The organism is Streptomyces sp. NPDC002896 (genome assembly GCF_040295225.1).
In the GTDB taxonomy this organism is placed as follows: domain Bacteria; phylum Actinomycetota; class Actinomycetes; order Streptomycetales; family Streptomycetaceae; genus Streptomyces.
The window spans coordinates 1-20,888 of record NZ_JBEOVA010000035.1 but is presented as its reverse complement, the minus strand read 5'-3'; the positions used below and the strand labels follow the sequence as shown (position 1 = coordinate 20,888).

The following is a 20,888-nucleotide window of genomic DNA, read 5'->3' as shown; positions in this document are numbered from 1 at the left end:
GGTTGGCTAATCCAACTGGTGAGCCTGACGTCAGCCGTCGCCGTCGACCGTGGCCCGTTGCTGCTCGGTGGCCCACACCGCGATCTGTGCGCGGGAGTTGAAGCCGAGCTTGCTCAGGATGTGCTCGATGTGGCCCTCCGCCGTGCGCTGGGCTATCACCAGCGTCGCCGCGATCTCCTTGTTGCTGAGACCCTGCGCGACCAGTTGGGAGATCTCGGTTTCCCGGGGAGTGAGCGGCGACGTTGTCTCCGCCTCGTCTGACGGTTCCTCTGCCGGAAGCCTGTCCTCCAGCGCGTAGGCCAGCGCCTCCTCGTAGGAGAGTCCGGCGCCCAGCCTGAACGCCGTCTCGAAGGACGACTGGCTCTCGGCGCGGCGCGTGCTCGCCTCGCATTCCTCGTGGTAGTGCACCAGGTGCCCGTACCCGGACAGGGGCGCGCCGATCGCCTGCCAGATGGTCTGCAGGACTCCGAGGAGTCCCGCCGCCCTCCGGTACTGCTTCTCGGTGGCCGCGATCCAGGCGAGCACCTCGAGGTTGACCCCGACACCGAGCGGATCGTCGAGCGAGCGGTTGAACGCGAGGCTCTCCTTCTCCAGAGTGGCCGCGCGCTCGGTATCGCCCTGGCGCCACACCTCGATCCCGAGGGCCATCATCGTGTACGCCCGGTGCCAGCCCTCGCCGTAGGCGTCGCAGACGTTGAGCGACTCCTCGCCCAGGGCGATGGCGCCCGGCGAGTCGCCGGAGAAGGAGTGGGCGAGCGAGAGCCGGATCAGCGCAAGCGCGAGCCCGACGGGATCGCCGGTGGCGCGATGGCGTGCCACGGCGTCCTTGTAGAGCCTGATCGCGGACTCGATCTCGCCGCGGTACATGGCGACCATGCCCGAGTAGAGCGCGACGTAGGCGAGGACGGAGTCCAGCCCGAGCCGGGTCCCGAGGTCGCGGCTCTCCTCCAGCATCGCGGAGGCGGCGTCGGTGTCGGACTGGATGATGGCCAGCCAGGCGTCGGTCCACAGTGCGCGCGCCCGGACCTCGGTGGGTTCGGCGCAGGCGCCGAGTCCCTCGTCCAGCCAGCGGCGTCCTTCGGCGAGGTAGTAGCTGGTGATCCAGTGGTAGAGGAGGTCGGTGGCGATGCTCAGACCGACCGGGGCCTCGTCGGGCTGGGCGAAGCTGTACTCCAGGGCGATGCGCAGATTGGCGTGCTCGAGCTGGAGCCGGGAGAACCAGGCCACCTGTCCCGGCCCGAACAGCTCGGCCCGGGCGTCCGCCGCCAGCCGCCGGTAGTAGTCGCGGTGGTGCCGCAGCTGGGCCGCCTCCTCGCCCGACTCGGCCAGCTTCTCCCTGCCGTACTGCCGGAGGGTTTCCAGCATGCGATAGCGCACTCCCGAGGGGTGTTCCTCCCGGAGCAGCACCGACTTGTCCACCAGGCCGGTCACCAGGTCCAGGACCTCTTCGCCGGCGATGCCGTCCCCGGCGCAGACCGCTTCGGCAGCGTGCAGATCGAGGCTCCCGGCGAACACCGAGATCCGGGCCCACAGCAGCTGCTCCCGGTCGGTGCACAGGTCGTAGCTCCATCCGATCAGGGCCCGCAGCGTCTGATGACGCGGCAGCACGGCCCGCGAACCGGTGGTGAGCAGCCGGAACTGGTTGTCAAGGCGATCCAGCAGCTGCTGCACGGAGAGCGCTCTCAGCCGCACCGCCGCCAGCTCGATGGCCAGCGGAATCCCGTCCAGCCTGCGGCACACCTGCTCCACCGCGTCCCGGTTGGCCTCGGTGACGGCGAAGCCGGGCAGGATCGACCCGGCCCGATCCACGAAGAGCCGCACCGCGTCGCACTGGGCCAGGGCGGCGGCGGACAGTTGGCGGCCCCCGGAGTTCGGCAGCTCCAGCGTCGGTACGGGCAGGCTCTGCTCAGAGGCGATGCCCAGCGGCTGCCTGCTGGTGGCCAGTACGCGCAGGCCGGGCGCCTCCCGCAGGAGGCGGTCGGTGAGCAGCGCGCAGCCGTCCACCATGTGCTCGCAGTTGTCCAGCACCAGCAGGGCCTGCTTGTCCCGCAAGTGATCGGTGAGGACGTCGATGGCCGGCCGGGACGAGTGGTCGCGGATCTCCAGGGTCTCGGCGACGCTCTGGACGAGCAGCTCCGGACTGCCCAGCGCGGCCAGTTCCACGAGCCATACGCCGTCGGAGAACGCCCTGCGCACATCGTCGGCGACGCGGAGCGCCAGCCGGGTCTTGCCGACCCCGCCGACTCCGGTGAGGGTCACCAGCCGGGACGTGCCCAGCATTCTCTTCACGTCGGCCGCCTCGTGCCGACGCCCCACGAAACTGGTCACCTCGGCCGGGAGCCTGCCTGGCTGTACGCCCGCCGAGGTGCTCGTCGCCGCCGCGCCCATGAATTCCTCGAACCAGCCCCGGCCAACGGGCTTTCACCCGCTCGGACCGGGCCGACACACCAAGGCTATGCCCGGGCTGCCCGGCACGCACCGCCCCGGGAGGCGTCCCTGCGGGGCGCTGCCCCATTTGACCGGCATTTGACCAGTTCATAGGGCGGACCTAGCGTGAAACCACTATGGCGGCGGAGCACGCGCCGATGCGGCACAGGGGCAACCTCCCCGGCGAACCCGATCTTGTCGGCCGCCGGCAGGAGCTGTCCGAGGCCGGGAGGCTGCTCGCCGCCGCGCGTCTGCTGACCCTCACCGGCGTCGCCGGCGTCGGCAAGACCCGGCTGGCGAGCCGCGTCGCCGAGCAGGTCCGCGAGGACTTCCCGGACGGCGTATGGCTGGTCGAACTCGCGCCGCTGGACAACGACAGCCTGCTGCCGCAGACGGTCGCGGGCGCACTCGGACTCGGGTACCAGGCGGCGGCGCACCCGACGCAGCTGCTCGTCGACCACCTGCGGGACAAGCGGGCCCTGCTGGTGCTGGACAACTGCGAGCACCTGCTGACGGGCTGCGCGCTGCTCACCGACTGCCTGCTGCGGGAGGCGCCCGGGCTGCGCGTTCTGGCCACCAGCCGCCAGCCCCTGCGCCTGGAGGGCGAGTCGGTGATGGGCGTGGAGCCCCTGCCGGTACCCGCGCCGGACGTGCCGCACCACCCGGCGTGCCTTGCCGACTACGCAGCCGTGCGGCTCTTCGCGCTGCGGGCCGAGCAGGCGGTGCCGGGGTTCGTACTGGGCCCGGAGAATCTGGACACGGTGGTGCGGCTCTGCAGACGGCTGGACGGACTTCCGCTCGCCATCGAGCTGGCCGCCGTCGGGCTGCGGACGCTCACCGCCGAGCAGATCCTCAACCGGCTGGACCAGCGGCTGGAGCCCGCGCGAGGGACAGACACCGCCGCTGCGCCGCCGCGACACGAGACCCTGACCGCGGCCATCGACTGGAGCTTCGACCTGTGCTCCCCGGGTGAGCGGGCACTCTGGGCGCGGGTGTCGGTATTCGCCGGGACGTTCGATCTGGAGGCGGCGGAAGAGGTCTGCTCCGGAGGCGGCATCGCCCGCGACGATGTTCTCGACCTGGTGTCAGCACTGGTCGACAAGTCGATCCTGATCCGGCAGGAGGAGGGCGACCGGGTGCGGTACCGGCTGCTGGAGACGATCCGGCAGTACGGGGCGGACCGCCTCGCCCGGCTCGGCCTCGTGCCGGCACTGCAGCGCCGCCACCGGGACTGGTCCCACCGCCTGGCCTGCCGGGCCGAGTCGGAGTGGCTGAGCCCGCGCCAGGAGGAGTGGCTGGCCCGGCTGCGCAGCGAGCACTCCAACCTCCGGACGGCCCTGGACTTCTCCTGCTCGGATCCAGCCCAGGCCGGGCCGGGTCTTGAGATCGCCGCGGCTCTGTGGCCGCACTGGATCTGCGGCGGACACCTCAGCGAGGGCCGCCACTGGCTCGGCCGGCTACTGCGGCTCGCGCCCGAGGAGACCGTGGTCCGCGGTCGCGCGCTGTGGGTCGACGCCTGGCTGGCGACGGTCCAGGGCGACACCGCATCGGCGCAGCCGCGCCTCGACCAGTGCTGGACACTGGCGCTGCGCCTCGACCATCCCCCCACCCAGACCAGGTGCACACAGCACCTCGGCGGCCTCGCCCTGTACGAGGGCGACTTCCCGCGGGCCGTACGGCTTCTGCAGGAGGCGCTGGCGGGCCACCGGGCGGCCGGGGACCGCAACGGCGTGGTGATCTGCCTCTATCAGCTCACCATGGCCTGCGCCCTCTATGGCGATTACCGGGCCGCCCTCTTCGGCGAGGAGTGCCTGGCGCTGTGTGACGCGGCCGGCGCCCAGTGGTCCCGCTCGTACGCGCTGTGGGCGCTGGGTCTGTACACCTGGAGCCAGGGCGAGCCGCGGCGCGGGACCGAGCTCGTGCGAGACGCTCTGCGCACGAGGTGGGCCGTGCAGGACGGGTGGGGCATGGCGCAGTGCCTGGAGGTGCTGGCCTGGTTCGCCGCCTCGTCCGGGCAGCCGGAGTCGAGCGCCCGGATGCTGGGCTCCGCGGACGCGATGTGGCGTTCGATCGGCACGTCGCAGTCGGGGTTCCGGCATCTGGCCGCAGGTCACGAGCAGACCGCGGCGCGGCTGCTCGGCGACCTCGGGGAACAGGCGTACGAGGATGCGTTCCGGGAGGGAGCCGAGCTGGCGCCGGACGCGGCCGTCGGGTGCGCGCTGCACGACGCCGCTCCTTCGTACCCGTGACGCGCTGAGTCTTTCCGGATCCTCTCCGGCAGCTGGATGCCGCTCATCGACTTCCCAAAGTGAGCAGCCCATCACTCTACGTCTAAAGCGGTGGATCTACCCATGGCGGTTCAGGTACCCATTCGGGGATTTCTCCCCTCCCCGGGCTCGGCGGTGCGGACGATGCTGACTGCGTTCCTGGAAGATTCCGTCGCCTGCCGGCGGAGGACCACGAAGGCCCGTTCCATGTGCGACCACCAACCCTCGTGCCCACACGCCGACGCCCCCGACCACGGCTCGGCACGCATGGTGGCCACCCACCCGGAGCAGGGCTGGAGCCTGCTGTGCAACGGCGTGGTGGTCTTCACCGACGACGGCGAGATCCAACCCGACGGACGCGTCATCCCGGCCCCGCGGACGCCTTCCGGACCGTCAGCATGAAATCGACACTCACCATCGCACCGCGTCCCCGCACCCCGCAGCGTGGCCCGGCCCCCGAGTGGGCCGCCTGCGGGGCCACCTGGGTGCTGCGGCACGACCCGTTGTCGGTACGCAGGGCGCGGCGTCTGACCGTGGCCCAGCTGGCGCTCTGGTCGCTCCACGAGCACACCGAGGACGCGGAACTGCTGGTGAGCGAGCTGGTCACCAACGCGCTGCGCCACGCGCGCGGGCCGATCCGGCTCACGCTCGCACTGCACCCCGCGGGCGGCGGGCTGCGCTGCGAAGTCGAGGACGGCGACCCGGCCCCGCCCCGCGTGCAACACGCTTCGGAGGAGGACGAGAGCGGGCGGGGACTGCACCTGCTGGAGCTGCTCTCCCACTGCTGGGGCAGCAGTACGACGGCCGTGGGCAAGGTCGTGTGGTTCGAACTGCTCGCGGGCGCCGCTGCCGCCTAGGGAGCGCCTACCGAAGGGAGTTGCGATTGGTAGCCCATCCGAACGGCACGCCCGAGGAAGGGAGACGCGATTGGAGCGACCCGTACGGCACACAGGCCCGATGAAGGGAGATGCCCTTGGCGGACACGATGCTCAGGCCCACACAGCGACGCCCATAGGCCCGGAGACCGGAAGCTGACAACCCTCACCACAGCCTCCGCCTCCGGGCCCACTCCTGCCAGGACGCGTTCGTAAGGCCGGTACGCCGCAAGCGCCTCGCCCGATGCCTATGGTGAGGTGTGATCAGTCAGGATACGAGCCGTCAGCAGAGCGCCGTCCGGCCCGGATACGTGGCTGCGGCGGGCGTGTTCGCGATCGGCATGATGGGCACGACCCTGCCGACCCCGCTGTACGGGCTCTACCGTGAGCAGATCGGTTTCTCCGAACTGATCGTCACCGTCATCTTCGCCGTCTACGCCGTCGGCGTGATCGCCGCCCTCCTGTTCGCCGGTGACTTCTCCGATGTCCTCGGCCGCCGCCCGATCATGCTGTGCGCCCTGGGACTGGCCGCGCTGAGCGCGGTGTGCTTTCTGTTCGAGGGCGGACTGCCGCTGCTCTTCGCCGGTCGCGTCCTGTCGGGGTTCTCCGCGGGCCTGCTGAGTGGTACGGGCACGGCCGCCGTACTGGAACTCGCCCCGGCCGGGCGACGCGCCCGCGCAGGATTCGCGGCGACCGCGGCCAACATGGGCGGCCTGGGTCTCGGCCCCCTGACAGCGGGGGTACTCGCCGAGTATGCGCCGTGGCCGCTGCAGTTGCCCTTCCTCACCCATCTGGCGCTCCTGACGATCGCCGTGGCCGTCACCTGGCTGCTGCCCGAGACTGTGCACCGCAGCGAGGCGAGGCCTCCGCTGCGGCCGCAGGGCATGGTCGTCCCCGCCGAGGTGCGCGGTGTGTTCGCGCCCGCCGCGCTCGCCGCCTTCGCCGGATTCTCGCTGCTGGGCCTCTTCACCGCGGTCGCGTCGGCCTTCCTCGCCCAGACGCTGGGTGTGCACAACCTCGCCGTGTCCGGCGCCGTCGTCTTCTCGGTCTTCTGCGCCTCGACCTGCGGGCAGTTGCTGATGAGCCGCGTCGGGGCACGCAGCGCCCTGCCCGTGGGCTGCCTGGTGCTGGTGGCCGGCCTGCTGCTGGTGGGGACGTCCCTGTTGCTGGAGTCGTTGCCGCTCCTGCTAGTCGGTGCGGTGGCGGGCGGCATCGGCCAGGGCCTGGCCTTCCGGGCGGGTCTGACCGTGGTGAGCGCGGCGGCTCCCGACACCCGCAGGGGCGCCACCATCTCCGCGTTCTTCGTCGTCGCGTACGGAGGGATCTCGGTGCCCGTCATCGGGGTCGGAGCCCTGGCCATGGCGCTGGGGCTGCGCAACGCAGGCCTGGTGTTCGCGGGTTGCGTCATGCTGCTGGCCGCCGCAGCGGGCGGCTATCTGTGGCGACGGCCGCCCGTGGAGGCCTGACGGCCCACGGTCCGACACCGGTGCGGCGCCCGCCGTCGCGGTCCGGGTGCGCGCGGCTGAGGCCGTGCGGCGGTTCGGGACCGATGTGATCCTGGGGAGGACGACGAGCGGGCAGGGATGCTGACCATGGGCCCTGAGGCGGACACCGGCAGTGCCACCGTCCGGGCACGTGCGCGCCCCGCCCGAGCGCTGCGCCGGGCCGCCACCGCACTGCGGCACGGCACGGGCGCATCGGCCTGCGCGGCCCGGCGGGCCGTCCGGGTGACGGTCGCAGCCGTCGCCGCCTTCTACATCTGCCTCTACGGCCTGCACCAGCCGGTCACCGCCACGTACGGCCTGTTCGCGGCGGTGGCGATGGCCGGTCTCTCCCGTATCCCCGGCACCGGGCGTCAGCGCGCGGCCGTGGTGCTCCGGGTGCTCCCGGTCGGCTGGGTGCTCGTGACGGCCGGGACGCTGCTCGCGGTGAACACCTGGGCCGCGGTGGCAGGGATGCTGGTGATCGGCTTCCTGCTGGCGTTCGCGGCGGCCGCCGGTCCCCGGCTGGCCGGGGCGGCCCCGGGCCTGCAACTGCTGTACATCCTGCCCTGCTTCCCTCCCTATGCCCCGGAGACCCTGGGGGAACGGCTGATCGGGACGACGCTGGGCATCGTGCTGCTCGTACTCGCCGAGAGCCTGCTGCTACCCGACCCGCCCGCCACCTCCTACCGCGCCCTGTCGGCGGACGGGGCCGTGGCCGCGGCGCGCTGCGCGACCGAGCTGACCCTGCCGCCGTGGACCCTGTCGGACGAGTCGCGCAGCGCGGCGCGGTCGGCCGGCGAAGCGCTGCGCCCCTTCCACGTACCCGAGTCGGAGCGTCCCGCCGGACCGGGACCGCGCGAACGGGCGCTCGCCCACACCGGCATGGCCGCCCGTGTCCTCCTGGCGCGTCTGCAGGAAGTACCGGCCCCGGGACCTCAGGGTTTTCATGCCCATTCCCTCGAACTTCTGCACGAAATCGCGGTGTCGGCCCGGCGGACCGCCGCAGCGCTGCGCACCGGTCGCCCGGCCGGCCCGGGACGGTTGCCGGACGCTCTGGCCCGGTACCGGCGCCTCCGCACGGTGCCCACGGACGGGGTGGCACCCGAGATCATCAGCATGGTGATGCATCGTCAGGCGATGCTCATCGAGGCCGCCTATGCCGGGGTGACGCTGGCGACGGCCGCCGATCTCGCCCTGGGGCGGCGCCGCCGGCCCGCCCGGACACAGGACGCCAGTTTCTGGTACGCGGGCCACGGCTCACTCCGGTTGTGGGTGCACCGGCTGGTGGCTCATCTGAGCCCACGCTCGGTGTACTTCCAGAACGCGGTGCGCATCAGCCTGGCCCTGGCGGCCGCGCGCACCGTGGCCGGAGTCGACTCCCTCCCGCACGGGTTCTGGGCCATGCTGGCCGCCCTGACCCTGATCCGCACCACGGCCGCCCAGACGGGTGCGGTCGTACGCCAGGCCCTCATCGGCGCCCTGTTGGGTGCGCTGGCCGCCGCCGCCCTGCTGGTGCTCGTCAGAGGGAACACCACGGCCTACGCCGTGGCACTCCCGGTCGTCATGCTCGCCACGTTCTGGATCGGCCCGACACGCGGTGCGGGTTGGGCGCAGGGCCTGTTCACCCTGGTCGTGTCCTTCGTCTTCGCCCAGCTCGCGCCGGCCACCTGGCAGCTGGCCGAGGTGCGCTTCCTCGACATCCTCACCGGCAGTGTGATCGGGCTGGTGATCGGGCTGCTCGCCTGGCCACGGGGTGCCCATGAGGAGCTGCGCCGGGACGTCGCCGTACTGCTCCGCGCCATCGGCTCGACCATCAGCGCCACCACATCGGTCCTCACCGCAGGTCGCGCGGAGGGCCAGGGGAGCGGGCCTTCGCTGCAGCACGCGTTGGTCCTGGCGGAGTCGTCCTACGCGCAGTACCAGAGCGAACCGCGCCGGTCCGCCGCGCCGGTGGCCGACTGGCAGGCGGCGCTGATCGCCGGGCACCACGCCCTGCGGGGGTCCCGACGCCTGCTGGATCAGGGGAGTTCGGACGGCGTCCGCCCACTCGGGCCTGTCCACGGTGCGAGGCTGGCCAGGGGCGGCGACGCCCTGGCGGGGGAGTACGAGCTGGTCGGCACCCTCCTCGCAGGCGCACGTCCGCCGTCGTCCCGGCCCGGCCGTCCGGGGCCCGGCGGGACGGACACCCGGCCGCAAGCCGCCCCGGCTCCGCCGCTCTACTACGACGCCGAGGCATGGCTGCAGGGACTGGCCGTCGATCTGGACCGCATCACCGAGGCGACGGCCGCGGCCGTGGCGGGCCTGTCCATCAAGGACCTCAAGGATCTCAAGGACGAAGGCTGATTCGCTACTTGGGCCGCGTGACGCGTAACTCCTCCCAATCTCCTCCCGCGTTGGCCGATCTTTCATCCATCTGACACCTCCTGACGCTCAAGTAGTCAATGACGCCCGCGAGCGTGAGCTGAGCATGCCAATCTGGCTGCCTACCCCCCACATGCGGTCAATCAGGAGGACCCAGTGAAGAGGCGCTCGCTCACGCGCAAGGTCCCGCTCATACTCGGCAGCGCCATCGCGCTGGTCGTCGCCTTTCCGGGCAGCGCTCTCGCCGACCCTCCCAAGGCCCTGCCCGCCAACGCGGACAGCCTGGAGCAGACGTTCCAACCCGCCTACGACTACGACACGGACGGCTGCTACCCCACTCCGGCCATCGGCCCGGACGGCACTCTGAACGGCGGGCTCAACCCCTCCGGAGCCCTCAACGGCCAGTGCCGTGACTCATGGGACCTCGACAACACCAACGGATACGCGCGCTACAAGTGCAACAACGGCTGGTGCGCCATCATCTACGGCCTCTACTTCGAGAAGGACCAGGCCGTGGCGGGCAGCAGTCTCGGCGGGCACCGCCACGACTGGGAGCACGTCGTGGTGTGGGTGCAGAACAACCAGGCCCAGTACGTCTCCACGTCCAACCATGGCAGTTTCACCGTCCACACTCGTGACCAGATCCGGTGGGACGGGACGCACCCCAAGATCGTGTACCACAAGGACGGTGCGAGCACGCACTGCTTCCGCGCCGCCAACTCCAACGACGAGCCGCCGGAGAACCACTACAAGACGTGGCAGTTCCCCACGCTGGTCGGCTGGAACGGCTACCCCGCAGGTCTCCGCGACAAGCTGAGCCAGGCCGACTTCGGCAGCGCCAACTTCGGCCTCAAGGACGGCAATTTCAACGCCCACCTCGCGAACGCCAAGCCCGCGGGTATCTCATTCGACCCCTACGCCTGAGACCGGGCGACCACTGCAAGCAAGGGTAGGGGCGTACAGCCTAGCCGTCTCCGCTGTCTCCGTATGTAGACACCGTTTTTCATTTTAGACAAGGAGGTAGGAGGATGGGCCGTCCACGTTCAGAAAGGAAGGTCGTGTGGCGGCCGACTCCGTACTCCTGCTCGCCGCGGCGGGCGTCGCGTCCGGCCTGGCCGGGTCGATCGCCGGCCTGGCCTCGCTGTTCAGCTATCCGGCCCTGCTGGCCGCGGGCCTCCCACCGGTGGCCGCCAATGTGACCAACACCGTGGCGCTGTTCTCCAACACGGTGGGTACCGCGGCCGGCTCCCGGGAGGAGCTTCGCGGCCAACGCCGCCGTCTCGTGCGGCTCGCGCTCCTCGCTGCCGCGGGCGGCTCGGTCGGTGCGGCGCTGCTGCTCGGCACCCCGTCGTCGGCGTTCGAGCGCGTCGTGCCCTGGCTGATCGCCCTGGGGTCGGTGCTCATCCTGGTCCGCGAGCCGCTCCGCCGATTTGCCGCGAGCCGCCTGCAGACGAGCGATGGCGGACTGCGCGCGAAGTTGCCGCTGACCTGCGCGGTGCTCCTGGTGGGCCTCTACGGCGGCTACTTCGGGGCCGCCGCGGGCGTTCTGATGCTGGCGGTGCTGTCGCTATCGGCGAACGAGCCGCTGCGGGTGACCAATGCCGTGAAGAACATAGCCACCGGAGCGGCCAACATCACCGCGGCCATCGCCTACGCCTTCCTCGCGCCGGTCCACTGGGGAGCCGCGGCGGCGCTCAGTCTCGGATGCCTGGTCGGCAGCCGGGTGGGGCCGGTCGTCGTGCGGCGGCTCCCCGAGAGACCGTTGCGGATCGCCATCGCCCTGGCGGGCCTGGGCCTGGCTGTCTCCCTGTGGCACGAGGCGGGCTGATGCCGAGCCGCTTACGAAGGGGAAGCCGTGGCGCGCATGCCTCCGCGAGCCTTTCGCGACCCGAACCTCAGCTGGTTCAGGGCAGATTCGGGGGGCATGCCGTCACGCACGGTCCGGTGGATCCGGGCCGCCACGTGCGAGCAGAAGACCGCCCAGACGTGGTCATCGACGCGGTGGGCCGCCCGGAGACGTACCAACAGGCCTTCTACGCCCGGGACCTGGCGGGGACCGTGGTGCTGGTCGGGGTGCCGACGCCGGAGATGAAGTTGGAGCTGCCGCTGCTGGACGTCTTCGGCCGCGGCGGCGCGCTGAAGTCCTCCTGGTACGGCGACTGCCTGCCATCCCGGGACTTCCCCATGCTGATCGACCTGTACCGCCAAGGGCGCCTGGACCTGGACGCCTTCGTCACCGAGACCATCGCCCTGGACGAGGTCGAGAAGGCCTTCGAGCGGATGCACCACGGCGATGTGCTGCGCTCGGTGGTGGTCTTCTGATGGCGGGCGCCGGCGTCGAGCAGCTGGGTCATCTCGGGCACCTTCAGCCTGGACGGCGGTACCTGGGACGTCGACAACAATGTCTGGATCGTGGGCGACGACCACTAGGTCATCGTCGTCGACGCCGCCTACAGGCGGACGCCTTAACGACGCGGCGGCCCCGGTCGGCTGAGGTTGAGTGGGCTGACGCCGACGGCGACGACTACTGGGCGCCGTGGTTACGCCCAGTTCCATAGCGCGGCGACCGCCTGTGCGGCCGCCCGGCCCTGGGCGAAACCAGCGTGGCCCGCAGGGGTCCTGCTGGCGGGGGACAGTGGGTCGGTGCCGAAGGCGGCAAGAGCGGCCTCGTCGGGGGTGATGACCTCAATGAGGCCGCCGCGCTCGGCGATCGAGGCCGCGTCGGCGTCGAGAACCGGGTCGGGCATCGGAGCGATGACGAGGGTACGGGTGTAGCCGGCCGCGAGATCGAGGTTGGTGAAGGAACGGATGCCGCCGTCGATGTAGCGGGCGTCGCCGACCGTCGCGGCAGGCCAGACACCAGGGATGGCGCAACTCGCTGCCACCGCGTCCACCAGGCCGACGCCGGAGGTACGGTCGAAGACCCGGGTCTCACCGGTGGCGGCGTTCACGGCGACCACGGACAGATTGCGCTCCGGCCAACTGTGGGAAGGCAGCCGCCCCTCGATGACGGGACGGCGCTCGGCCTCGGTCACAGTCTCGGCGGCCAGTGCCATCTCGCCCATCCGACGCAGGCGTTCCACCGGCTCGGTGACCTCGGCGTCCACCTTCTCGCCGAACTCGAAGACCTCGGCGAGCGCGCCTTCCCGTGGCTTCAGCTCCTCCCGCTGGAGCGCGGGGTCCACCTGGGCCTGGAACAGCGCCGGGAGCTCTACGCCGCTGGTGATCTGTGCAGCCACCACCGATCCGGCCGAGGTGCCGAACAGGGAGTCCGCGTCGGTGACATCGACCCCGGCGTCGGCGAGACCGGCCAGCACACCCGTCGCCCAGGCGATACCGGCCACTCCGCCACCGCCGATGACCAGCGCGCGTTCGTTTTTCATCAGGAATCCTCCGTGGATACCCCCGCCTTCAGGCGGGGAGGAAACGGACTCCTGCGGAGCAGGGCAGGGAAAGTCGGTTCGCCGCCAGGGCGGATCGACGTCCACCACCAACGCCCCGCAGATCGCCACAAGTTGATGTAATGGTTTGTGAACTATGACCACTTCCGTGAAGCGGGCATTCAAGTTCCGCCTCTACCCGACCGATGCACAGGCAGCCGAACTGTCGCGCACGTTCGGGTCCGTGCGGAAGGTCTACAACCTGGCGCTCGTGGTCCGTACCGAGGCGTGGGCGCGGCAGGAACGGGTCGACTCCTCCAAGCTCTGCTCCGCCTGCGGCACCATGCAGGGCACCATGCCACTGAACGTTCGTACCTGGACGTGCGACCGCGGTACGACCCATGACCGGGACGTGAACGCCGCGAAAGCCTTCTGGCCGCCGGTCTGGCGGCGTCTGTCTGTGGAGCTGGTGTAAGACCTCAACGGAGAACTCCGGGCGGGCAGTCGGCGACGAAGCAGAAACCCTCACGGTGCGAGTCGTAGGAATCCCCCTCGGTAACGAGGCGGAGGAAGTCAACCCTACCCGCAGGACCACCACTGGTTCCGGTTCAACGTCACTGGAAAGTGCCATGTGGGCAGGGATATTCCCGATGGCGGAGTTCGCCGATAGATGGACATCCGCAGGGCCGACCCTCGCATCTGATCCCCCTTCAGCCCTTACTGGCGGACGATCTTGGCCGACCCGGCTGACATCGAGGCGCACACGGCCACCGGCAGATGCCCCAGCGGCCGCCCCGCCCGGCTCACACCGGGGCCCAACTGCTCAAGGCTCGGCGGCCGAGACGGAGGGGTCAGGACGAAACCGTGTTCCTGGCCGCCGAGTTGGTCTCCCCGGATGGGAAGCCCTGCCGGATCGATAGCGGCGTTGTTCAGGAGTCGGTGGCGGTGTCGATCAGGATCTGGGTGGCCGGTGTGACGTTGTCGGCTTGAACTGCTCGGGCCATCGCGGCGTGAGCCGCGTCCGGGGTCGCGTCCGGGGGCACCACGAGGAGGGCGAAGTGATCGCGGTCGCCGCGGGTGATCAGGACGGTGTCGTCACCGACCGGATAGGACACGATGTGTACGACCCGGTCGTCGATGATCAGACGCGTAGGGAGGCTGTCCCAGGCGTCGGCGTCCAGGCCGACGCGCGTGATCGGGCCCAGGTGCTCGGTCAGCGCGCTGATCAGGCCGGGCAGCTCGCTGCCGATGTCACGGGAGCGGGGCCACCACGCGCCGTCCAGCATCCCCTCCCGGGACCCTGTGGTCTCCAGCCTCAGCAGAGCCGTCCCGGGTCTCACCGAGTCTTGAATCCCGTCCGGCAGCAACTTGGGCGGATGCGGGGTGTCGGAGTGGGCCATGGGTTTCGCCCCTCTGGAGGTCCGCCGGCGCCCGTGCCGGAGGACGCCTGGTTGCCGACGGCTGATATCCGTCGGCAGATTCACAGTACTGCGCGCACCGACGTGCACGGCTTGTCCGTGGCGCTGCGGCAGATCGCGGCGCTGCCGGGAACGCCCTGACGCGCACGTTCGCCGGCCGGGGAGCGGCGCAGGGTGAAGGCACCGGGAGCACTTCGCGCACCGGCTCCCACGCGGGTGTCGTTCCCGGCGATGGACGACACCGGGTCGTCGTAGACGGGCCGGAGACAGGTTCGCGCCATGAACGCGACCATCGACCGTACGACTCCGCGTGAGCGCGCACCCTCACCGCCGGCCCGGTTGTCCCTGACACCCTCGAGCACGGTTCTGGGCCGGTTGGACGGCGCGTGGTGGCCCCGCTCCCGGAACCTCTTCCGCGCACTCCCGGCCCTGGCGGACGCCCTGATCGGCCCCAGCGAGTTGGTCACCCGTGTCACGGTGAACCCGGTCGGCTGGCCAGTCATCCCCCGCACGATCCCTGTCAGCGGGCACATCGTGCACGTGGGATGGTTCACGGACGAACAGCACCCGCACACACTGGTTCTGCTCTCCCGCACCGTCGGCCGCTGGAACCTCCTGGTGGTCCCGCCGGAGACGGGTGCGGCCGCCGCCGCCCGGCTGATGTACGCCGCGGCGACCGTGGGTAATCGGCGCACGGCCGACAGGCTGATGGCCGATGAGGAGGCGACCGGCGACGTCACCGGCACCCGAAGCGGGGAAGAGGCGTGGGAAACGGACGGCGGGGCCTGGGCACGACCGCCACTTTCCCGCCACTGAGCCCGATGGGGCGGGGCTCTGGCCCTCCGGCCGAGGAAGTCGGACCACGAAGACCGCTCATCGGGGCGGTGAACCTCGCCGTGATCGCGGCCCGGTCGTCCTGAGCCGGAATCGCCCTGATCCGCCGTCTCAGCCACTCGCCATGACTCACGGATCGCGGACCTCCGCCACAACGCAATGCCGGGGATCGGCCGCGGCACCGCAGGCTGCGCCGAACGCCCGGCGGTCGGACATGCCGGGAACAAGGGCGTCGCAAGCCGTGGCCGGGATGTGCATTGCGCTGTATGTGCGTCCACACCGGAGCCGCGAGGGCTCGTCGGTGCGCGCGGGTAGGCCCCGGGGCGCGCCGGGATCATGCCCGAAAGCACTCGCGCCAGGGCGACGCCCGAAAGCACCGGCGCCAGGGTGATGCCCGAAAGAGAAGGAGCAACCCGGCTTGCCGGTCCTTCACGGCTGCGTGAGCGTAGGTGATCGGAGAGCGACGAGGAACGGGGAGGCGGAATGGCCGGCGTGCTCCGGCACCTGGCGCGGCCCGTCTGGCAGGGCGCCGGGCGGCTGACCACACCGTTGCTGCCTGACGACTTTCTGGCCGTCTTCGATCCCCTGTGGTCGGCCAGGTGGCCGTCGGGCCGTGTGGAGCTGGTCAGGCCGGAGACGGCGGACGCGACGACGCTCGTGGTGAGGGCGGGGCGCGGCTGGTCGGGGCATCGCGCGGCCGGGCAGTACGTGCCGGTCGGAGTGGGCATCGACGGCACACTGCGCTGGCGGACGTACTCGATCACGACCCCGCCAGACGGCTCCGGGCGCTTCGCGATAACCGTGCGGGCGGTCCCGGACGGGCGGGTGTCCCCGCACCTGGCCCACCAGGTCCGGCCCGGGGAAACCCTGCGCCTCGGTCCTGTCCAGGGGAACTTCGTGCTGCCCGATCCGCCGCCCGCTCGCCTGTTGTTCCTGACCGGCGGTATCGGCATCACTCCCGTGATGGCCATGCTGCGCGCGCTCGCCGGACGCACGGGCCGCCGCCCGGACACCACGCTGGTGCACAGCGCGCCGGACGCCGACCGGGTGGTCTTCGGCGGTGAGCTCCGTGCCATGGCCGCCCGCGAGAGCTGGTTCACGCTGTACGAGCACCACACCCGCCGGGCAGGGCGGCTGGATCGAGTGCCCCTGGGCGCTCTGTGCCGTGACTGGGAAGAGCGCGAGACCTGGGCCTGCGGCCCGGAAGGGCTGCTCGCGTTCGCCGAGCGGGCCTGGCGCGACGCGGATGCCTGGCGCCGGCTGCATCTGGAGCGGTTCCGGCCGCCGTCACCGGCCGCGCCCGGCAGTGGATCGGGCGGGCATGGTGGGCGGGTGCGCTTCACCCGGAGCGGTGTCGAGACGGACGCAGGCTCCGCCACGCCCCTGCTGGACGTCGGCGAGGCTGCGGGTGTCGTCATGCCCAGCGGCTGTCGTATGGGCATCTGCCACAGCTGCGTCAGCCCGCTGTCCGCCGGCCGGGTCCGCGACCTGCGGACCGGCGACGTCCACGGCGAGCCGGGCGACCTGATCCAGACCTGCGTGTCCGCCGCCTGTGGACCCGTGCACATCGACCTGTAGACCTGTCGAGCCTCGAGCCTCAAGGAAGGGGAGAACCGGTGGCCGCTGCGCTTGCTCTTGCGCTGTCTGAAGCCGACGCCTTCGGGCAGGAACTGGACAACATCCGCGCCGAGGTGGTGGCCGAGCGCGGCGCCGAGGACGCCCATTACATCCGCACACTCATCGCGGTGCACCGCGCCCTGGAAGCCGGCGGCCGGGCCGCACTGACGGTCTCCCTGCTGCCGCCCGCCTGGCTGGCCGGGACGGCGATGCTCACCACCGCCAAGATCCTGGAGAACATGGAGCTGGGCCACAACATCCTGCACGGCCAGTGGGACTGGATGCGCGACCCGGCCATCCACTCCACCACCTGGGAATGGGACTTCCCCACCCCGGCCGCCGCCTGGAAGCACACCCACAACGACCTGCACCACACCTGGACCAACGTGGTGGGCCGGGACCGGGACCTGGGCTACGTGGCCATGCGGATGAGCGCAGACCAGCCCTGGCGCCCCGTCCATCTCCTCCAGCCCTTCTACGGTGGGCCGCTGCTGGCACCGCTCTTCGAGTGGGCCATCGCGCTGTACGACCTGGAGCCCGAGGCAGTCGTCCAGGGTCGCAAGTCCGCGCGCGCGTTCCTGGGCGACTTTGCAGGTATGGCCCGCAAGGCGGCACGGCAGTTCACCAAGGACTACGTCCTCTTCCCGCTGCTGGCCGGCCCGTCCGCCCTGCCGTGCCTCCTCGGTAACCTCACCGCCAACGTCACCCGCAACATCTGGGCGCACACCGTCATCTTCTGCGGCCACTTCCCCGTCGGCGCGGAATCCTTCACCGAGGACCAGATCGAGGGCGAGTCGCGCGGCGAGTGGTACGTACGGCAGGCACTCGGCTCGGCGAACATCGACGGCGGCCCTCTCCTTCACATCCTCACTGGCAACCTCAGCCACCAGATCGAGCACCACCTCTTCCCCGACCTGCCCAGCAACCGCTATGCCGAGATCGCCCCCCGGGTGCGCAAGCTCTGCGAGAAGTACGGCATCCCGTACACCACCGGCCCGCTGCTGCGCCAGTACGCCTCCACCTGGGCCCGCATCTGGCGCATGGCGATCCCGTAGACCTCCGTCGGTCTTAAGCTGTTGGCGAGTGACTCTGTGGGCTGTTGATCACGGCTCGTGTCAGGAGCCCAAGGGTGTACAGATCGCGTGAGCGGCTTGATGAGCAGATCCGGCGGGATCGCCAGTCGGAACCGGCGCCGACCGCCCGCTGCGAGCCTGCTGAGGCGGAAGACCACGCTGGGGCCGGTCATGGCGGAAAGTGAAAAGCGGTATCCCGGCCACGAACGGGCGGACTTGTCCGATGGGTTCGGGGAGCGGCTGCTGGGGGTCTTGCTGGACCGGTCACGCGACCTTCCGGCACATCTGATCGGCAACCTGGTCGCTGACGAGGTACGCAAGATCGGCGGCCGAGACGTGTCGATCTTCCTGCAGGACTACGACCAGCTGTTCCTGATGCCGCTGACGGGAAGAGGACTGACCGCGGGGGAGCCCCAGCTGATCGCCGACTCGGATGTCGGCCTTGCCTTCCAGCTCCGGACACCCGCCGAGGTGCCGCAGCCCGACGGCATCCGTATCTACCTGCCGATGCCTGACGGCAGCGACGACGTGAGCGTCCTCGCTCTCACCCTGGACACCATCAGCGACGACGACCGACGGCTGCTGCGCAGGCTCGCCGACCTGGTCGCCGGTATTCTCGCGACCAAACGCCACGCCAGCGACCTGTTCTTCCGGACCCGGCGGCGTCAACCGATGACCCTCGCCGCGGAAATCCAGTGGTCTCTCCTGCCGCCACTGACCATGGCCGTTCCGCAAGTCGAGGTGGCCGGGATCCTCGAACCCGCCTATGCCATCGCTGGGGACAGCTTCGACTACTCCCTCAACGAGGACATCTTGCACGTGGCCGTCATCGATGCCATGGGCCACGGACTCGACGCCGCCACCATGGCCACCGTCGCCATCGGCGCCTACCGGCATGCCAGACGCGCCTACATCGGGCTGTCCGAGATCTACACGTTCATGGATCAGGCCATCGCCGAGCAGTTCGGACCCGACCACTTCGTCACCGCGCAGATGATGCTCCTGAACATCGCCACGGGCCGTCTGCAATGGGTCAACGCCGGCCATCCCGCACCACTGCTGATCCGCGACCACCAGGTCATCCAGCGGTTGAACAGCCCCACCACGCTGCCCGTCGGCTTCGGCGGGCACGAACCCGAAGTCAGCGAGCAAAGACTCCGACGCGGCGACCGCGTTCTGTGCTTCACCGACGGCCTGGTCGAGGAGCGCAACGCCGGCGGCGAACAATTCGGAGAAGAACAACTCATCGACCGGATCAACCGCCACCAACCGGCGGCGGGAGGCGCCCGGGCAGCGGTACGTTCCCTCTCTCACGCACTCAGGAAGGCCCGCGGAAGGACCACGGACGACGCGACCCTCGTTCTGATCGAATGGCGCGGGGGTACTTGACCTTCAGGTGCATTTTGTTTTCCGGGGCCCTCTGGATGGGTTCATTTCGGCGACCGGATATCGCGCGGTACGAAATCCCTGCAATACCCCAACGCGGAAAAAAGGGGTTTCGGGTTCATCCACCAGGACGGCGGCGGCGCCCACGTGCGCGCGCACTACTCCTCGCTCTTCTCCACGGCCTGGAGTACCGTGGCCATACCGAGGGCATTTCGCGCAGCGCGACCACGGGCGGTGCCGTTCCCGGCGAATGACGACATGGGCAGCCGAAAAACGCCCGGGACGGGATTTCTTTGATGGACGGAATGGAAAAGCCCGCCGAATGCCCGTCGGAGAGAGCACGAACGTACCGGATGCCCTTGGCCCGGCTTGCCCTCACGCCGGGCGTAGGTCACGGCCCGCTGGACGGAGCCTGGTGGCCGCGCTGCGATGCGCTCGAACTGGAGCTGCCCTCGCTCGTCGGCGCGCTGGCTCCGGACTGCGGCACCGTCATCCACGTCACCGTGGGCACCGCTGCCTGGCCTCACGCACCCCGCACGGTCATGGCACCTGGCCACGTGATCGAGGTGACACGCACAGACACCGCGGCCGAGACACATGTCGTAAGGCTGGACTGCGGCACCGTGGGCCACTGGGAGTTGCTGGTCATTCCGGCCGACGAGCCCGCCGGAGCGGCCACCCGGCTGCTGGCCGCGGCCGCCGATCCCTCGAACCCGCTGACAGCCGAGCGGATGCCGGCTCTCGCCGAGGCCGACCTTGAGGAGAGGCCGCACGGGACTTGAGGAGTGCACCACGCGGCGGACGCCGAGGGGCAGAGGGGGTATATCGATCGTGGCGCCAGTGTCCTGCTCGATGGGCAGGCACCACAGGGCCGGGCATACCCTGCAGAAGGGGGGCCGTACGTGAAAGCGCGGCGCTGCGCTCCGACCTCAGACGTCGGAGGCGGCGACCTCGGATCATCCTCAGCGCCGCCGCCCCAGGAGGTACGCCATGGATCACGACCCGTTGCCCTCCGCGGGCCGCGCCGAGGTCCGTATCGTCGCAGCGACGCCAGAGGTCGCTCGTCGCGTCGCCGAAGTGCTCCGTCGCTGCTTCTCCTCGACCGAGCAGCGCAGCTACCCCGCTGGCGGCGAGGGAGCAACCCGTCTCCATCTCTCCGTCGACACGACGCAAGCAGCGGGGCCCGCACGGTCCTGGCTGGCAGCCAGCCAGTCGTCCAGCCACCACCCGGAGAGCAACAGCCATGGCGACACTGAGTGAACGCCAGACCTACCGGAAGTCGGTCATGAATTCTCTGTACGAGGCCGTTGAACGCAATCGCCCGGAGATCAGTGGAGCCACACTCCGTGACGAGCTTCGTATGCCCGACGAGGACCTGTCCGCAGCCTGCGCCTACCTGGCCGGCGAGGGTCTGATCACCGTCGACTGGACATCGCACAAGACACCCGCGACCGTCTCCCTGACCCATGAGGGCATCCGGTTCATGGAAGAGCAGGAAGAACGCAGCTGAAACACAGGGAAAGCACCCTGCCGTCACGGCCCGCCCAATGCCACCCGACGGCGCTCTCGCTCGCCGCCGCCGCAGCAGCTGAAGCCAAGTCTCTTCTGGCGGCGAGCGCCCAGGTGACGGTCGTGATGGTCTGTGATCTCGCCAAGCAGGACATCCCCTAACTTGATCTTTAACCTGTGCGGCGGGGCCGTGGGGTAGTTGACTTCTTCGTTCGCTGTTTCGCTGGCTGCGTCTTGCGGGGTGTGTGCACGTCGTG

At 70.3% G+C, this 20,888-nt stretch carries 18 protein-coding genes and 5 pseudogenes; 19 read left to right on the top strand and 4 right to left on the bottom strand.

What is annotated here, in order from left to right; genetic code table 11:
• Positions 1 to 30 precede the first annotated feature (30 nt).
• On the bottom strand, positions 31 to 2,328 hold the full coding sequence (locus tag ABT009_RS39210) for an ATP-binding protein (RefSeq protein WP_351306088.1): 2,298 nt from the start codon (positions 2,326 to 2,328) through the stop codon (positions 31 to 33).
• A gap of 236 nt (positions 2,329 to 2,564) precedes the next feature.
• Here ABT009_RS39210 and ABT009_RS39205 point away from each other — a divergent pair, with 236 nt between their 5' ends.
• The 9 genes and pseudogenes from ABT009_RS39205 to ABT009_RS39165 form a co-directional block, all read left to right on the top strand.
• Positions 2,565 to 4,676 (top strand): ATP-binding protein, encoded by a 2,112-nt coding sequence (locus ABT009_RS39205; RefSeq protein WP_351306086.1) that lies wholly within the window; start codon positions 2,565 to 2,567, stop codon positions 4,674 to 4,676.
• Between the two features lie 225 nt (positions 4,677 to 4,901).
• The gene (locus tag ABT009_RS39200; protein WP_351306084.1) at positions 4,902 to 5,096 is read left to right on the top strand and encodes a DUF5999 family protein; all 195 of its coding nucleotides are present in this window, start codon (positions 4,902 to 4,904) and stop codon (positions 5,094 to 5,096) included.
• Positions 5,093 to 5,551: an ATP-binding protein gene (locus ABT009_RS39195; protein ID WP_351306082.1), complete on the top strand. Its 459-nt coding sequence runs from the start codon at positions 5,093 to 5,095 to the stop codon at positions 5,549 to 5,551. The genes ABT009_RS39200 and ABT009_RS39195 overlap by 4 nt, the downstream gene beginning before the upstream one ends.
• A 278-nt stretch (positions 5,552 to 5,829) precedes the next feature.
• Entirely contained in the window at positions 5,830 to 7,035 is a 1,206-nt protein-coding gene (locus tag ABT009_RS39190) for an MFS transporter (protein WP_502990043.1), read from the top strand.
• 126 nt (positions 7,036 to 7,161) lie between these two features.
• A complete protein-coding gene (locus ABT009_RS39185; protein WP_351306080.1) occupies positions 7,162 to 9,396 on the top strand; it encodes an FUSC family protein in 2,235 nt (744 codons plus the stop codon).
• Between the two features lie 174 nt (positions 9,397 to 9,570).
• Positions 9,571 to 10,338: an NPP1 family protein gene (locus ABT009_RS39180; protein WP_351306078.1), complete on the top strand. Its 768-nt coding sequence runs from the start codon at positions 9,571 to 9,573 to the stop codon at positions 10,336 to 10,338.
• A 136-nt stretch (positions 10,339 to 10,474) separates the two neighbouring features.
• Positions 10,475 to 11,242, top strand: coding sequence for a sulfite exporter TauE/SafE family protein (locus ABT009_RS39175; RefSeq protein WP_351306076.1), 768 nt, complete (start codon positions 10,475 to 10,477; stop codon positions 11,240 to 11,242).
• Positions 11,243 to 11,394: 152 nt separating this feature from the next.
• Positions 11,395 to 11,736 (top strand): annotated as a pseudogene (locus ABT009_RS39170) (zinc-binding dehydrogenase); the annotation flags it as partial.
• Between the two features lie 30 nt (positions 11,737 to 11,766).
• Positions 11,767 to 11,841, top strand: a pseudogene (locus ABT009_RS39165) (MBL fold metallo-hydrolase); the annotation flags it as partial.
• Positions 11,842 to 11,954: 113 nt separating this feature from the next.
• Here ABT009_RS39165 and ABT009_RS39160 read toward each other — a convergent pair.
• The gene (locus ABT009_RS39160) at positions 11,955 to 12,797 is read right to left on the bottom strand and encodes a patatin-like phospholipase family protein (RefSeq protein WP_351306074.1); all 843 of its coding nucleotides are present in this window, start codon (positions 12,795 to 12,797) and stop codon (positions 11,955 to 11,957) included.
• Positions 12,798 to 12,951: 154 nt separating this feature from the next.
• Here ABT009_RS39160 and ABT009_RS39155 point away from each other — a divergent pair.
• Positions 12,952 to 13,038, top strand: a pseudogene (locus ABT009_RS39155) (helix-turn-helix domain-containing protein); the annotation flags it as partial.
• 69 nt (positions 13,039 to 13,107) lie between these two features.
• Positions 13,108 to 13,337, top strand: a pseudogene (locus ABT009_RS39150) (zinc ribbon domain-containing protein); the annotation flags it as partial.
• A 386-nt stretch (positions 13,338 to 13,723) separates the two neighbouring features.
• Here ABT009_RS39150 and ABT009_RS39145 read toward each other — a convergent pair.
• Both ABT009_RS39145 and ABT009_RS39140 read right to left on the bottom strand, forming a co-directional pair.
• Positions 13,724 to 14,194 carry a DUF5994 family protein gene (locus tag ABT009_RS39145; RefSeq protein ID WP_351306072.1) on the bottom strand — a complete coding sequence of 157 codons (471 nt, stop codon included), beginning with the start codon at positions 14,192 to 14,194 and terminating at the stop codon, positions 13,724 to 13,726.
• Between the two features lie 80 nt (positions 14,195 to 14,274).
• Positions 14,275 to 14,493, bottom strand: coding sequence for a hypothetical protein (locus ABT009_RS39140; RefSeq protein WP_351306070.1), 219 nt, complete (start codon positions 14,491 to 14,493; stop codon positions 14,275 to 14,277).
• On the opposite strand from ABT009_RS39140, the gene ABT009_RS39135 reads away from it, so the two are divergent.
• The 8 genes and pseudogenes from ABT009_RS39135 to ABT009_RS39105 all read left to right on the top strand — a co-directional run bounded on the left by ABT009_RS39135 (position 14,492) and on the right by ABT009_RS39105 (position 20,632).
• Entirely contained in the window at positions 14,492 to 15,028 is a 537-nt protein-coding gene (locus ABT009_RS39135; RefSeq protein ID WP_351306068.1) for a DUF5994 family protein, read from the top strand. The two genes, ABT009_RS39140 and ABT009_RS39135, sit on opposite strands and share 2 nt — an antisense overlap.
• A 501-nt stretch (positions 15,029 to 15,529) precedes the next feature.
• Positions 15,530 to 16,624 (top strand): ferredoxin reductase, encoded by a 1,095-nt coding sequence (locus ABT009_RS39130; protein WP_351306066.1) that lies wholly within the window; start codon positions 15,530 to 15,532, stop codon positions 16,622 to 16,624.
• Between the two features lie 38 nt (positions 16,625 to 16,662).
• Entirely contained in the window at positions 16,663 to 17,718 is a 1,056-nt protein-coding gene (locus tag ABT009_RS39125) for a fatty acid desaturase family protein (RefSeq protein WP_351306064.1), read from the top strand.
• Positions 17,719 to 17,907: 189 nt separating this feature from the next.
• Positions 17,908 to 19,125 (top strand): PP2C family protein-serine/threonine phosphatase, encoded by a 1,218-nt coding sequence (locus ABT009_RS39120; protein WP_351306062.1) that lies wholly within the window; start codon positions 17,908 to 17,910, stop codon positions 19,123 to 19,125.
• Positions 19,126 to 19,203: 78 nt separating this feature from the next.
• Positions 19,204 to 19,293, top strand: a pseudogene (locus ABT009_RS47585) (cold shock domain protein CspD); the annotation flags it as partial.
• A 182-nt stretch (positions 19,294 to 19,475) separates the two neighbouring features.
• Entirely contained in the window at positions 19,476 to 19,904 is a 429-nt protein-coding gene (locus tag ABT009_RS39115) for a DUF5994 family protein (protein ID WP_351306060.1), read from the top strand.
• A gap of 208 nt (positions 19,905 to 20,112) precedes the next feature.
• The gene (locus tag ABT009_RS39110; protein ID WP_351306058.1) at positions 20,113 to 20,382 is read left to right on the top strand and encodes a hypothetical protein; all 270 of its coding nucleotides are present in this window, start codon (positions 20,113 to 20,115) and stop codon (positions 20,380 to 20,382) included.
• Complete coding sequence (locus tag ABT009_RS39105; RefSeq protein WP_351306057.1) at positions 20,366 to 20,632, top strand: hypothetical protein; 267 nt, start codon at positions 20,366 to 20,368, stop codon at positions 20,630 to 20,632. The genes ABT009_RS39110 and ABT009_RS39105 overlap by 17 nt, the downstream gene beginning before the upstream one ends.
• The last annotated feature ends 256 nt before the right edge of the window (positions 20,633 to 20,888 follow it).

Bases quoted from the DNA above. Each gene is read 5' to 3' on its own strand.
- ABT009_RS39205 (WP_351306086.1), top strand. From the start codon at position 2,565: ATGGCGGCGGAGCACGCGCCGATGCGGCACAGGGGCAACCTCCCCGGC.
- ABT009_RS39200 (WP_351306084.1), top strand. From the start codon at position 4,902: ATGTGCGACCACCAACCCTCGTGCCCACACGCCGACGCCCCCGACCAC.
- ABT009_RS39195 (WP_351306082.1), top strand. From the start codon at position 5,093: ATGAAATCGACACTCACCATCGCACCGCGTCCCCGCACCCCGCAGCGT.
- ABT009_RS39185 (WP_351306080.1), top strand. From the start codon at position 7,162: ATGGGCCCTGAGGCGGACACCGGCAGTGCCACCGTCCGGGCACGTGCG.
- ABT009_RS39160 (WP_351306074.1), bottom strand. From the start codon at position 12,797: ATGAAAAACGAACGCGCGCTGGTCATCGGCGGTGGCGGAGTGGCCGGT.
- ABT009_RS39145 (WP_351306072.1), bottom strand. From the start codon at position 14,194: ATGGCCCACTCCGACACCCCGCATCCGCCCAAGTTGCTGCCGGACGGG.
- ABT009_RS39135 (WP_351306068.1), top strand. From the start codon at position 14,492: ATGAACGCGACCATCGACCGTACGACTCCGCGTGAGCGCGCACCCTCA.
- ABT009_RS39140 (WP_351306070.1), bottom strand. From the start codon at position 14,493: ATGGCGCGAACCTGTCTCCGGCCCGTCTACGACGACCCGGTGTCGTCC.
- ABT009_RS39130 (WP_351306066.1), top strand. From the start codon at position 15,530: ATGGCCGGCGTGCTCCGGCACCTGGCGCGGCCCGTCTGGCAGGGCGCC.
- ABT009_RS39120 (WP_351306062.1), top strand. From the start codon at position 17,908: ATGGCGGAAAGTGAAAAGCGGTATCCCGGCCACGAACGGGCGGACTTG.
- ABT009_RS39115 (WP_351306060.1), top strand. From the start codon at position 19,476: ATGCCCTTGGCCCGGCTTGCCCTCACGCCGGGCGTAGGTCACGGCCCG.
- ABT009_RS39110 (WP_351306058.1), top strand. From the start codon at position 20,113: ATGGATCACGACCCGTTGCCCTCCGCGGGCCGCGCCGAGGTCCGTATC.
- ABT009_RS39105 (WP_351306057.1), top strand. From the start codon at position 20,366: ATGGCGACACTGAGTGAACGCCAGACCTACCGGAAGTCGGTCATGAAT.